Annotated in this window: 10 protein-coding genes and 1 pseudogene; 3 read left to right on the top strand and 8 right to left on the bottom strand. The window is 61.3% G+C overall.

Features of this window, described 5'->3' with window-relative positions; all coding sequences use genetic code 11:
* The first annotated feature begins 200 nt into the window (after nt 1-200).
* A complete protein-coding gene (locus J1G34_RS19420) occupies nt 201-1391 on the top strand; it encodes a benzoate/H(+) symporter BenE family transporter (protein ID WP_065892352.1) in 1191 nt (396 codons plus the stop codon).
* Between the two features lie 37 nt (nt 1392-1428).
* Here the strand turns inward: J1G34_RS19420 and J1G34_RS19415 are convergent, their stop codons facing one another.
* A complete protein-coding gene (locus J1G34_RS19415) occupies nt 1429-1773 on the bottom strand; it encodes a YggL family protein (RefSeq protein WP_057721210.1) in 345 nt (114 codons plus the stop codon).
* A 237-nt stretch (nt 1774-2010) separates the two neighbouring features.
* Here J1G34_RS19415 and dacB point away from each other — a divergent pair, with 237 nt between their 5' ends.
* On the top strand, nt 2011-3471 hold the full coding sequence (gene dacB, locus J1G34_RS19410; protein ID WP_065887863.1) for a D-alanyl-D-alanine carboxypeptidase/D-alanyl-D-alanine endopeptidase: 1461 nt from the start codon (nt 2011-2013) through the stop codon (nt 3469-3471).
* A gap of 9 nt (nt 3472-3480) precedes the next feature.
* Here dacB and J1G34_RS19405 read toward each other — a convergent pair whose 3' ends face one another.
* Both J1G34_RS19405 and rlmKL read right to left on the bottom strand, forming a co-directional pair.
* Entirely contained in the window at nt 3481-5862 is a 2382-nt protein-coding gene (locus J1G34_RS19405; RefSeq protein WP_065892351.1) for a sensor domain-containing diguanylate cyclase, read from the bottom strand.
* 271 nt (nt 5863-6133) lie between these two features.
* Complete coding sequence (rlmKL, locus tag J1G34_RS19400; RefSeq protein WP_065892350.1) at nt 6134-8398, bottom strand: bifunctional 23S rRNA (guanine(2069)-N(7))-methyltransferase RlmK/23S rRNA (guanine(2445)-N(2))-methyltransferase RlmL; 2265 nt, start codon at nt 8396-8398, stop codon at nt 6134-6136.
* A 532-nt stretch (nt 8399-8930) separates the two neighbouring features.
* On the opposite strand from rlmKL, the gene rmf reads away from it, so the two are divergent.
* Nucleotides 8931-9146 (top strand): ribosome modulation factor, encoded by a 216-nt coding sequence (gene rmf, locus J1G34_RS19395; protein ID WP_002553055.1) that lies wholly within the window; start codon nt 8931-8933, stop codon nt 9144-9146.
* A 127-nt stretch (nt 9147-9273) separates the two neighbouring features.
* Here rmf and J1G34_RS19390 read toward each other — a convergent pair whose 3' ends face one another.
* The 5 genes and pseudogenes from J1G34_RS19390 to J1G34_RS19370 all read right to left on the bottom strand — a co-directional run.
* Nucleotides 9274-10293 (bottom strand): quinone-dependent dihydroorotate dehydrogenase, encoded by a 1020-nt coding sequence (locus J1G34_RS19390; RefSeq protein ID WP_065898153.1) that lies wholly within the window; start codon nt 10291-10293, stop codon nt 9274-9276.
* Nucleotides 10294-10378: 85 nt separating this feature from the next.
* Entirely contained in the window at nt 10379-10840 is a 462-nt protein-coding gene (locus tag J1G34_RS19385) for a transglycosylase SLT domain-containing protein (RefSeq protein ID WP_065937012.1), read from the bottom strand.
* Entirely contained in the window at nt 10833-11219 is a 387-nt protein-coding gene (locus J1G34_RS19380) for a winged helix-turn-helix domain-containing protein (RefSeq protein ID WP_065937013.1), read from the bottom strand. The genes J1G34_RS19385 and J1G34_RS19380 overlap by 8 nt, the downstream gene beginning before the upstream one ends.
* Before the next feature lie 158 nt (nt 11220-11377).
* The gene (locus J1G34_RS19375) at nt 11378-11599 is read right to left on the bottom strand and encodes a FliM/FliN family flagellar motor switch protein (RefSeq protein WP_065887857.1); all 222 of its coding nucleotides are present in this window, start codon (nt 11597-11599) and stop codon (nt 11378-11380) included.
* Nucleotides 11600-11705: 106 nt separating this feature from the next.
* Nucleotides 11706-12494: pseudogene (locus tag J1G34_RS19370) on the bottom strand (secretin N-terminal domain-containing protein); the annotation flags it as partial.

The following is a 12494-nucleotide window of genomic DNA, read 5'->3' as shown; positions in this document are numbered from 1 at the left end:
TATTGCAATGGGTCGTTACGTTTGAGTTTAGGCTTGATTCCACGATTTCCCATGAACGACATCCCACTGTAGGAGCGAGCTTGCTCGCGAAGAATCCAAGGGCGCCGCGTTTAATCTGATTGCCCGCGTTATCGTTGGCGATTTTCGCGAGCAAGCTCGCTCCTACCGCGTGCGAAGTCAGGTAAAAGGAACACCCTTTCATGACCGACGCCACCCAAGCGCCGCTGCGCCCGCTGGCCGACACTTCACCTTCGGCCATCGTCGCCGGTTTCATCGCGATGATGACCGGCTACACCAGCTCGCTGGTGCTGATGTTCCAGGCCGGCCAGGCCGCCGGTTTGACCACGGCGCAGATTTCCTCGTGGATCTGGGCGATTTCCATCGGCATGGCGGTGTGCAGCATCGGCCTGTCCCTGCGCTATCGCACGCCGATCACCATCGCCTGGTCGACACCCGGCGCGGCGCTGTTGATCACGAGCCTGGGCGGCGTCAGTTACGGCGAGGCCATCGGTGCCTACATCACCTGCGCAGTGCTGGTGACCCTCTGCGGGCTGACCGGCAGCTTTGAAAAACTCGTCAAGCGTATCCCCGCGTCGCTGGCGGCGGCGTTGCTGGCGGGGATTCTGTTCAAGATCGGCAGTGAAATCTTCGTCGCCGCGCAGCATCGCACCGGCCTGGTGCTGGGGATGTTTTTCACTTACCTGATCATCAAGCGCCTGTCGCCGCGTTATGCGGTGCTGGCCGCACTGGTGAGCGGCACCCTGCTGTCGGGCTTGATGGGGTTGCTGGATTTCAGCGGTTTTCATCTGGAAGTCGCAACACCGGTATGGACCACACCGCACTTTTCGCTGGCGGCGACCATCAGCATCGGTATCCCGCTGTTCGTGGTGGCGATGACCTCGCAGAACATGCCGGGGGTCGCCGTGCTGCGCGCCGACGGCTACACCGTGCCGGCCTCGCCACTGATAACCAGCACCGGCCTTGCCTCGCTGGTGCTGGCGCCCTTTGGCTCCCACGGCATCAACCTGGCGGCCATCAGCGCGGCGATCTGCACCGGGCCGCACGCTCACGAAGACCGCAACAAGCGCTACACCGCAGCCGTCTGGTGCGGGGTGTTCTACGGGATTGCCGGGGTGTTCGGCGCCACATTGGCGGCGCTCTTCGCCGCGTTGCCCAAGGAACTGGTGCTGTCGATTGCGGCGCTGGCGTTGTTCGGCTCGATCATCAATGGCCTGAGCATCGCCATGAGTGAGCCCCGGGAGCGGGAAGCGGCGTTGATCACCTTCATGGTCACCGCGTCAGGCCTGACGCTGTTTTCCATTGGTTCGGCGTTCTGGGGGATTGTGGCGGGAGTGTTGACGCTGCTGATTCTGAACGGGCGCAAGGCATAAAAAAACGGCGACCCTCAGGTCGCCGTTTTGTTTAGTATCACTTGGCCGCGTTGATCGGCTTTTCCGGATACCACACGTCCAGCAACGGGCTGACTTCAGCCTTGGTCAGCTCGGAACGGGTTTTCAGCCAGGCTTCAACGGCAGCACGCTGCTCTTCGTTGACCGAGCCACGCTTCTGCAGGCAAACCAGACCGTAGTCATCGCCGCCGACATAACCCAGACCGTTGGCTTCCATGGCTTCTTTGATGAATGCTTCGAGGAAAGCGTCGATAGCTTCTTCACTCAGGCCTTCTTTGAAGTCCAGGTTCAGTTCGAAACCCAGCTCTTGAAATTCATCAACGCACAGTTTTTTGCGCAGACGCTGGGAACGGTTAGTCGCCATTGGAACAATCCTCTTAAGTAATAACGGCCGGCACTTTAGCAGTTTAAGGCGGCAATTGCCCGACTCTCTGGGACGGGCGGCGTTTGGCCGATAAAAAAACCCGGATTACCCGCTATCGTTCAGCTACAAGTAAGCTCGGCTTGGGGCATAATGCCGACACTTTCATGACCAATGAGGGATTTTTCTTGTATACCCCTCGCCTTTTTCACCCTCCTCAGCAGTAGGGTCTTATTTTTTATGATCAAATCGTTGCGTTCTGTTTTCCTCGCCGGTGTTCTTCTGCCATTGGCCCTGCATGCCACCGCCGCCCCCGTCAATAACACCCTGCCCCCCAGCGTTGCCCAGGCCCTTCAGAAGGCCAAACTGCAAAATACCGCCCTGTCCCTGGTGATGTTGCCCTTGAACGGCCCTGGTACGCCGACCGTGTTCAATGCCGACGTTTCGGTGAACCCGGCCTCCACCATGAAACTGGTGACGACCTACGCGGCCCTGGAAATGCTCGGCCCCAACCATCAGTGGAAAACCGAGTTCTACACCGACGGCGTACTCAGTGGCGGCGTGTTGCGCGGCAACCTGTATCTCAAGGGCGGCGGCGATCCCAAGCTGAACATGGAGAAACTCTGGCTGTTGATGCGCGACCTGCGCGCCAACGGCGTACAACAGGTCACCGGCGACCTGGTCCTGGATCGCAACTTCTTCCAGCAGCCACAATTGCCGGAGTTCAATGACGACGGCAACGACGAGAACAAGCCGTTCCTGGTCAAGCCCGATGCCCTGCTGGTCAACCTCAAGGCCCTGCGCTTCGTGACGCGCAATGATGCCGGGCGGGTGATCGTGTCGGTCGAGCCGCCGATTGCGAGCATTCGCATCGACAATCAGGTGAAAGTGTCCAACGCCAAACAATGCACCGGCGACGTACGCTACAGCCCGGTGACCGCCGCCGATGGCAGTGTGACCGTGACCGTCAGTGGCCAGTTGGCGGACGGTTGCAGTTCGCAGACCTACCTGTCGCTGCTCGACCATGCCACCTACACCGCCGGCGCCGTGCGTGCGATCTGGAAGGAGTTGGGCGGCACCATCCAGGGCCGCGATATCCAGGCGCCGGTGCCCAAGGACGCCAAAGTGTTGGCCCGTGCGTTCTCGCCGGACCTGGCGGAAATCATCCGCGACATCAATAAATACAGTAACAACACCATGGCCCAGCAACTGTTCCTGAGCCTGGGCGCGCAGTTTCGCAACGATGCCGATGGCGACGATGCCAAGGCCGCGCAACGCGTGGTGCGTCAGTGGCTGGCGAAAAAAGGCATTACCGCGCCACACCTGGTGATGGAGAATGGTTCCGGCCTGTCCCGCGCCGAACGAGTCAGCGCCCGTGAGATGGCGGCCATGCTGCAAGCGGCTTGGAAAAGCCCCTACGCCGCCGAATACATCAGCTCTCTGCCGATCGCCGGCACCGACGGCACCATGCGTAAACGCCTGAAGACCACCGCCATGCGCGGCGAAGCCCATGTGAAGACCGGCACCTTGAACACCGTGCGCGCCATCGCCGGGTTCAGCCGCGACAACAATGGCAACACTTGGGCGGTGGTGGCGATTCTCAACGATTCCAAGCCGTGGGGCGCGTCGTCGGTGCTGGACCAGGTGCTGCTTGACCTGTATCGCCAGCCGAAAGCAGTGGCAGCCGCGCCGGTGCTCTAGAGCACCGGTTCAGTCTGTGGGAGCGGGTTCCACCCGGTCCCTGCCCGCCTGCTTGGCGACATAGACAGCCGAATCCGCGCGCAGCAGCAACCCATCGATACCTTCATCGATCCGCCAGCTGGCGACCCCAAAGCTGGCGGTGACGACGCCCACCGGCGCCATCGGCACGCTGCGCAACGACTGCCACAACTCCATCGCCAGGCAATAGGCCTGGGCGCTATCGGTATGCGGGCAGAGCACCACGAACTCTTCCCCGCCCAGCCGGCAGAACACGTCGGTGCGGCGCAGGCGCTGGCTGATTCGCTTGCACAGCTCGCGCAATACGTCGTCGCCGATACCATGCCCGTGCTGGTCATTGATCCGTTTGAAGTGGTCGATATCCAGCATGATCACCGACAGCGCTCCCGATGTGCGGTTCAGGCGCAGCAGTTCGACTTTCATGCGGTCCTGGAAATAGCGGCGATTGTGGATGCCGGTCAGGGAGTCGGTGATGGACAGCGTGCGCAATTCGTCTTCCACGCGCTTTAGATCGGAAATATCCGACACATAGCCATGCCACAACGTACCGCCGCCGGGTAATTCTTCCGGGGTCGCTTCGCCACGAATCCAGCGCAGGCCCCGCTGGGGCAACTGCACGCGATATTCTTCGCGCCAATGGCTCAATTGCAGCGCCGACAAGCGTATTGACGCGCGTACCCGCTCGAGGTCCTGGGGGTGAATGCGCTCCAGGATTTTGCCCGCATCCTGCTGCAACACGCCAAGCTCGATTTCATAGATATCGCGCATGCCTTCGCTGGTGTAAATGAAGCGCCAGCGATCGTGGGGCTCCAGCGTGAACTGGAAGATACCGCCAGGTACATGGACACTGAGTTTTTTCAGCAAGCGATCCCGCGCCGCCAAGGCCTCGTAGGCGCGCTTCTGCTCAGTGACATCCAGGTAAATGGCCAGGTGCCCGACCCACAGGCCATGGTCATCCAGCAACACTGTGGCCAGCATATTCACGGTCAAAGGGCTGCCGTCCTCACGCACCAGCGTCCACTCGCGGGCGTCGTGCTGCCTGTCCGGGCTTTCCACCAGCATCGCCTGGCTCGGCGTAATACGCTTGCCCAGCGCCGCGCTCAAACGCGTGGCGCGGGCCTCAAGCTCCGAGGCCAGGTGCAGGCTTTCCAGCGTCAGGTGGCCCACCACGTGTTCGCTCTTGAATCCCAGCATCCGTTCGGCGCCGGCATTGAACATGTTGATGACTCCGCGCAAGTCAGTGGCAATGATTGCGACGTGCGTTGCCGCGTCCAGCACACTGCGCAATTGGCCGTGCGCGCCGCGCAGTTCCTGTTCACGCAGGCGCAACTGCGCGGTACGCTGCTCCACCAGTGCCAGCGCCCGCTGGCGTTGGCTGACCAGCACATAGAGCAGAGCCGCGAGCAGCGCACTCAGCAGCACGCCCATGACCAATATGGTGTGGGTCGAAGAATGGTTGGCCTTGTCGAATACCTCGCTGGCGCGCAGGCTCAGCGCGTAGACGTGGTCACCGAGGGTAAGTCGTCGGGCAGCGACAAGGTCGCTGTCGCCCGGCACATTGCTCGACGCATACAGCACCCGTTGCTCAGTGTCGGAGGTATCGACGATCTGCATCACCAGGTTATCCCGGCTGGACTTGGGCAAACCCTCGGCCACCAACTGGCGCATGCTGATCACCGCCATTACATAGCCGTACGGCTGGGGATCGACCGTTTTGCGCACCGGCGCTACCAGCAGCACCCCGGCGGCATACGCCGGCTCCAGGCCCACCAGTTGCATGGGCTGGGACACCGCCGCCTGGCCGCTGGCTTGCGCGCGCTCGACAACCGCGCGCCGCAGGGGTTGGGCAAGCAGGTCAAAACCCATTGGCGAGCCCAACAGACTCTGGGTCTGGCTATATAAAACCGGCACGTATTCATCGCGATCGGACGCCGGCGCCAGCTCGCCTGCCGAATTCAATTCGCGGATGGTGAAAGGTGCGCCACGCTGGCGCGAGATGGTCTGCTCGAACTGGCTGCGCTGATCCCCGGACACTCGCGGCGCCCAGGCATAGGCACGCGCGTGCAACAACAGGGACTGGGCGAAACCGTCAAATTCGGCGCGGGACACCTCGTCGGAATTGACGAAAAAACGCCGCAGGCTATCCAGGCGCAGCTCCTGGTCTTCGAAGCGTTCCTGAATCCGGCTGTAGCGCTCGCTGACCAGCAACTGGAAGCGCTGGCGCACCTGTTGCTGATACAGGTCGGCAGCGGCCCACGCGATGACCAGGGTCAGCGCGCCACCCGTTGCCATTACCACCAATGCCACCAGCCAAGCCGATGCCTGTTCACTGATAAAACCAAGGATTTTCGGGCGTACGGCTTGCATCGGCATAGGCAACACTCACAGCGCCAGCGTGCGGGGTGTCACTTTGGCGGGACGTTAAGTTATAGCCATCCGTCGGGGGTTTGACCAGTGTAAAAAATGCGCACGCTTAATGTGGGAGGGGTTTGCCCTAATACCGTCTGTAGGAGCGAGCTTGCTCGCGAAAAACTCACAGGCACCGCGTTCATTCAGGAAGCACGCTTTATCGTTGACGTTTTTCGCGAGCAAGCTCGCTCCTACCTGACTGGCATTAGGGCTTGCCCCCCCCCACATTGGCGACTCAGCGTGCGCTGATTTTCCACGCCCGATGGATCTTCGCGTTACGCGCGAAATCCGGGTCGATGGTCTTGTCGCTGATTTCCTCGACCGCATAGCGTTCGCTGAGGTTGTCTTCCAGCTGGAACTTGCGGAAATTGTTCGAGAAGTACAACACGCCCCCCGGCGCCAGGCGCGCCATGGCCAGGTCGAGCAACTGCACGTGGTCACGCTGGACGTCGAAGATGCCTTCCATGCGCTTGGAGTTGGAAAAGGTTGGCGGGTCGATGAAAATCATATCGAACTCGTCACGACTGGCTTCCAGCCACGCCATCACGTCACCCTGTTCCAGGCGGTTCTTGTCGGAAAACCCGTTGAGGGAAAAATTGCGCCGCGCCCAGTCCAGGTAGGTCTTGGACAAATCGACACTGGTGGTGCTGCGCGCGCCGCCCTTGGCTGCGTGCACACTGGCGGTAGCGGTGTAGCAATACAGGTTGAGGAAACGCTTGCCCGCCGCTTCCTTCTGAATGCGCATGCGCATCGGCCGGTGATCAAGGAACAGGCCGGTGTCCAGGTAATCGGTGAGGTTGACCAACAGCTTCACGCCACCTTCGCTGACCTCGGTGAACTTGCCCTGGGCGCTTTGGCGCTCGTATTGCTTGGTGCCGCTCTGGCGCTCGCGACGCTTGACCACCACGCGGCTCTTGTCGACGTTGAGCGCCTGGGGAATCGCCGCGAGCGCGTCAAACATGCGCGCCGAGGCCTTCTCCGGGTCGATGGACTTGGGCGCGGCATATTCCTGCACATGCACCCAATCGTGATACAGGTCGATGGCCATGGAATATTCCGGCATGTCGGCGTCGTACACACGGTAGCAATCCACACCCTCACGCTTGGCCCACTTGCCCAACTGCTTGAGGTTTTTCTGCAGGCGGTTGGCGAACATCTGCCCGCCTTCGCTCAGGCGCGCCTGTTCGACCACCGGCGCCGGGGCCGGCTTGATCGGGTTGCCGTTCTTGTTGTACTGACGCTCTGCCGGTTCGGTCGGAGCCTGGTCGTAGGCCGCTTGCTCACGCTCGGCCTGGCGCTGCTCCGGGGTGCGGCGCTCGCCGGTGACGAACTGATCGGGGTTGACCTTGATCAGCAACAATTTGCACGGCAAGGCGCCGTTCCAGAACGAATACTGTTTGTGGCTGCGAATGCCCATGCGCTTGCCCAGGTCCGGCGCGCCGGTGAACACGGCCGCCTCCCAACCCATGCAGGCCTGGCGCAGACGCTCGCCGAGGTTCTGGTAGAGATACAACAGGCTGGCCTCATCACCCAAACGCTCGCCGTACGGCGGATTGCAGATCACCAGGCCTTTCTGGTTCTGGTCCGGGCGCGGCTCGAACGTGCCGACTTCGCCCTGGTACACCTTGATCCAGTGGCTCAGGCCTGCGCGCTCGATGTTGTTGCGGGCCGGCTGGATCAGGCGCGGATCGGCTTCGTAGCCACGCACCCACAGCGGGGTTTTGTTCATGCCGACAGCGGCACGTTCAGTGGCCTCGGCGTGCAGTTTCTTCCACAGCGCCGGGACGTGCCCGAGCCAGGTGGTGAAGCCCCACAGTTCGCGATTGAGGTTGGGGGCCATGTCGGCGGCGATCATGGCGCCTTCAACCAGGAAGGTGCCGACGCCGCACATCGGGTCGGTCAATGCGCCGCCCTCGGCAGCAATGCGCGGCCAGCCGGCGCGAATCAGGATCGCCGCCGCGAGGTTTTCCTTCAGCGGCGCGGCGCCCTGCTGCAAGCGGTAGCCGCGCTGGTGCAGGCTGTGGCCGGACAGGTCGAGGGACAGGATGGCTTCACCACGGTCCAGGCGCAGGTGGATGCGCAGGTCCGGGTTGATCTTGTCGATGGACGGACGTTCGCCGGTCGGGGTGCGCAGCTTGTCGACAATCGCATCCTTGACCTTGAGCGCGCCGAAGTGGGTGTTGTCGATGCCCGAGCCGTGACCGCTGAACTCCACCGCCAGGCTGCCGTCGCTGACCATGTGGTCGGCCCACTCGATATCCAGCACGCCGTGGTAGAGGTCCTCGGCGTCCTTCATCGGGAAGCGCTTGAGGACCAGCAGCACCCGGTTGGCCAGGCGCGACCAGAGGCACAGGCGGTAGGCGGTTTCCATGTCGGCCATGCCGCGCACGGCCGAGGTGTGCTCGCGGGCCTCCTCAAGGCCAAGCCCGACGGCTTCCTCGATCAGCAGGCCTTCGAGGCCCTTGGGGCAGGTGAGGAAGAGTTCAAAACGGTCCGACATGGGGCATTCCAGGCTTTTCAGCAATAAATGAACGGGCGACGCATCGCCGGCTCGGTTTTCAATCAAGCACTTTTCTTGAAGAGCGCTCGCGTGGCACGAATGTGCCGTTCCACCCCGTCTGCCGGGCCCTCGGGCCTTTATCGACGGTGCAGAAAAAGAATTTGAAGCAACAAAAAGAAATATTCCGACCCTTCGTCGAATAATAACCGACTGCAACAGGGGGTCATTCTCACCAAAGGATTAATCACATTTCCTTCGCAGGGCACATCATAGCTGGCTTTGCTTGAAAAAAGGGGCGAAAAGCCATCCCAGCTTATGGCTATAGCATCGTTATCGTTACGTGCTTATGACAAAACGATCATTGAATCCATGTGACCTATTGGTTAGAACTCAACACAGGTTGGCGCCGTAACGACGCCGACACATCGGCTCGCCACGCCGGCAGCGAGCCCACCAACGGCAGAAAAACTCTGCCCGGCCTCAGACGAGGCCGAAGGATATCTAGACAGTCAACAAGTGAGGGAAACACCCTATGAGAAGACTTAAGCGTGATCCGTTGGAAAGAGCATTTTTACGCGGATATCAATATGGCGTTCATGGAAAATCCCGTGAGCTTTGCCCATTTACTCTACCGTCGGTACGCCAAGCCTGGATCAATGGCTGGCGAGAAGGACGTGGCGACAACTGGGACGGTATGACTGGCACTGCGGGCATCCACAGACTCAACGAACTTCACGCCGTCGGCTAATCAGGGCACTTACAATCCGACACATCAACTTGAATAGATAACGACTTAACCACGCACGTCCTATCCGGGCGGCGGGCTTCGGCCCAGGGGCTCCTTCAGGGAGCCCTTTTTATTGCCTGACGATTGCTCAGCGCAACGCGGCGATCGCGTCCACCGATTCGCGAATCAGCGCGGGGCCCTTGTAGATAAAGCCCGAGTACAGTTGCACCAGGCTTGCGCCCGCCGCGATTTTTTCAGCCGCGTGCCTGCCTTCGGTGATTCCGCCCACCGCAATGATCGGCAAGCGCCCCGCCAGTTCGGCGGCCAGCACCTTGACGATATGGGTGCTTTTGTCCCGCACCGGCGCGCCGGACAAACCGCCCGCCTCGTCACCGTGGGCCAGGCCTTCGACGCCCGCACGACTGAGGGTGGTGTTGGTCGCGATCACCGCATCCATGCCCGCGTCCACCAGGGCCTGGGCCACCAGCACGGTCTCTTCATCGCTCATATCGGGCGCGATCTTGATCGCCAACGGCACACGCTTGCCGTGACGCACCGCCAGGTCTTCCTGGCGCTGGCGCAACGCTTCGAGCAGTTGCTTGAGCGAGTCGCCGAACTGCAGGCTGCGCAAACCCGGGGTATTGGGCGAACTGACGTTGACGGTGACGTAGCTGGCGTGGGCGTAGACTTTGTCCAGGCAGATCAGGTAATCGTCCACCGCGCGCTCCACCGGCGTGTCGACATTCTTGCCGATGTTGATGCCGAGGATGCCCTTGTACTTCGCCGCCTGAACCCGCGACAACAAATGGTCCACGCCCAGATTGTTGAACCCCATGCGGTTGATGATCGCCTCGGCGTCCGGCAGGCGGAAGATCCGCGGCTTGGGGTTGCCCGGTTGCGCACGAGGCGTCACGGTGCCGATCTCGACAAAACCGAAACCCAACTGCGCAAACCCGTCGATGGCCGCACCGTTCTTGTCCAGACCGGCAGCCAGCCCGACCGGATTGGGAAAGTCGAGTCCCATCACCGACACCGGAACTTTCGCCGCAGCCTTGCATACCAGGCCATTGAGCCCCAGGCGGCCACCGGCGCCGATCAGGTCCAGGGACAGATCGTGGGAGGTTTCCGGGGAGAGTTTGAACAACAGCTGGCGGGCCAGGGTATACATGGGCGGGCTAGACTCGGATGGCGGCGAAAGGTGGCGCGATTATAGCCGGGGAGACGGGCAGCATGCGAGGCGTGCCGCCGACTCGTCAATTACGGTGGGCCATCAAGGCCTCATAACGCGCCCAGACTTTTTCGGCGTATCGCAGGCGCAACGCATCACGCTGCGCTCCGGCGCCCGGCCCCACATTGTAGGAACCCACCGCCGTCCAGTTGTAGCCGAAACGCTGGACGAACCCGGCAAGAATCGAGGCACCAACCTCCACCGACAGACACGGCTCGTTCAGCAACCGTTCCTCGGTGATGCCCAGCTCGAGCAAGCGAGGCAAGTGACTGCTGTTGATTTGCATCAAGCCGATATCATGGGTGCCATTGGCGTTGACCGCGTTGATCGCCTGCGCCCGGTACCCCGACTCCACCGCCGCGATCGCCTGCAGCAACTCCGGCTCGAAGTCGTAGCGACGCGCCACCTCATCCCAGCAGTAGGCCAGGGCCTGGTTGCTGCCCAGCAGCAGGCCGAGGATCAGGCCCCTGCCCCACCGCTTAGACATGGCTGATCTGTCCGCATGCCGCGCACGTGTGCACCACCCGCATCGGCTCAGCGTCTTTTACCTGCACGGGGCAGGTAAAACGATACCCCTTGCCATACACGGTCTTGATAAACCCCTTGTCGGCGCTCAAGTGTTTGCGCAAGGCATAAATGCAACGGGTCAATGACTCATCGGCCACCTCGCCCCTGGGCCAGGCGAGCGCCAACAGGCGGTCCTTGGTCATCAACGTACCGCCGGAGGCCAGCAACAATCGAAGCACGCTGCCCTCTTTGGGCGGCAGTTGAATGTCGGTTTCCCTGCCTGTCAGCCGACCATCGTCATGCAAGGTCCAATCAGCGAAAACGAGGGACTTTGTCGATTCTTCAATCACCACCGCCATAAGGCACCTGCACGTTCGACTGCTGACATTCAATCCAATCTTCCTGTGACGGCCCACTTGCCCGATGCCATGACTATAAAAACCTCCCTCGCGTATCACGTTAGGAAAAGCCCGATTCAATCAGCGTCTTTCAGCGGTTTGCTGTAAGACAATTCGCCTCAACCGGAATACGGCAGCCACTCCTGATACACCTCATGCAGCTCCACCCCTAATCGATCCTCCAACTGCACCAACTCACCCACCGCCATCAGTTGCCCATTGACCCGTACCTCCACGCAATGGATAACTTCGGGTGCCAAAGGCAAGACTTTGCCCGGCGCAAACGCAGCCAGTCGCTTGCGGCTGATCAATTGCTCCTGCAGCAGTATTTCCAGGTACATGGACTAACGCCTTTATTCAGGGAGAACGCTCGCCGCCCGACCTGACAAACGCACGTTGCACACGTTCATATTGCGCGGCCGTCAACGGCGGCGGCCCGGCCGGGGGCTTCGATTCGTCACGACCCGCTTCCACACGCCATGACGAGATTTCATTGACTTGCTTGGGCACATCCAATTCATCCACCAGTTTTTCGATCAGGCTGACCTGAGCAGGCTTGCCCTTGATCAGGAGGCTGTTGGTGTCCGGATAAGCGATCAGCGTCAGGTTCTTGTCCGCCAGCAGGCCCTTCTGCTCACTGGCCAGCAGGCCTTGGATGACGGAGGCCATGCCCGGCACCGTGACCTTGTTTGCGCCGGTCCCATGCTGCCGATCCTCGACGTGGGTATTGAACACCTGCACCACACCAAAGGCCTGCGCCCCCACACGCAGTTCACTGCGTTGCCGGTCGGTCAATTGCGCCAGCCGCAGCACCTGGCTGACGTAGCTTGGCGGCCCGGACACGTAGAACGTACGCACCCCGCTGTCGCGCAAGGGATAGCGCGATTCATCCATGCCTGTTCGGCGCATGATGCCGCGCAGCCGGTTGACCGAAATGTACCGCAGCGCCACCGCAGAGGTCCTGGCTTCGCTCGCGTTGTAGAGGTACACGGCCTGCCCGTCGCTGTGCCAGATCAGGCCTTCCTGCCCGGCCAGCGTTTCGAGGACCTGTTGCGGCGCGTCAAAATCGAATGTCCCGCTGACACGCTTGGGCGCCGCTTCCCGACTGACCACCACAGGCATCCCCAACGGCACCGACAGCGCCGTGAAAAAACTGTCCAGGCGCTCATCCCTGGCCTGATACGGATCGCCCCGGGCCACATGGCTGACCAGCAACAGCGCAACCCACAGCAGCAT

The sequence above is a fragment of the Pseudomonas sp. Wu6 genome, from assembly GCF_019891515.1.
Taxonomy (GTDB): Bacteria; Pseudomonadota; Gammaproteobacteria; order Pseudomonadales; family Pseudomonadaceae; genus Aquipseudomonas; species Aquipseudomonas orientalis_A.
Note: the sequence above shows the minus strand (reverse complement) of the source record. Positions and strands in the feature narration are given on the sequence as shown.

Bases quoted from the DNA above. Each gene is read 5' to 3' on its own strand.
- J1G34_RS19415 (WP_057721210.1), bottom strand. From the start codon at position 1,773: ATGGCGACTAACCGTTCCCAGCGTCTGCGCAAAAAACTGTGCGTTGAT.
- J1G34_RS19380 (WP_065937013.1), bottom strand. From the start codon at position 11,219: ATGGCGGTGGTGATTGAAGAATCGACAAAGTCCCTCGTTTTCGCTGAT.
- rlmKL (WP_065892350.1), bottom strand. From the start codon at position 8,398: ATGTCGGACCGTTTTGAACTCTTCCTCACCTGCCCCAAGGGCCTCGAA.
- J1G34_RS19375 (WP_065887857.1), bottom strand. From the start codon at position 11,599: ATGTACCTGGAAATACTGCTGCAGGAGCAATTGATCAGCCGCAAGCGA.
- rmf (WP_002553055.1), top strand. From the start codon at position 8,931: ATGAGAAGACTTAAGCGTGATCCGTTGGAAAGAGCATTTTTACGCGGA.
- J1G34_RS19390 (WP_065898153.1), bottom strand. From the start codon at position 10,293: ATGTATACCCTGGCCCGCCAGCTGTTGTTCAAACTCTCCCCGGAAACC.
- dacB (WP_065887863.1), top strand. From the start codon at position 2,011: ATGATCAAATCGTTGCGTTCTGTTTTCCTCGCCGGTGTTCTTCTGCCA.
- J1G34_RS19420 (WP_065892352.1), top strand. From the start codon at position 201: ATGACCGACGCCACCCAAGCGCCGCTGCGCCCGCTGGCCGACACTTCA.
- J1G34_RS19385 (WP_065937012.1), bottom strand. From the start codon at position 10,840: ATGTCTAAGCGGTGGGGCAGGGGCCTGATCCTCGGCCTGCTGCTGGGC.
- J1G34_RS19405 (WP_065892351.1), bottom strand. From the start codon at position 5,862: ATGCCGATGCAAGCCGTACGCCCGAAAATCCTTGGTTTTATCAGTGAA.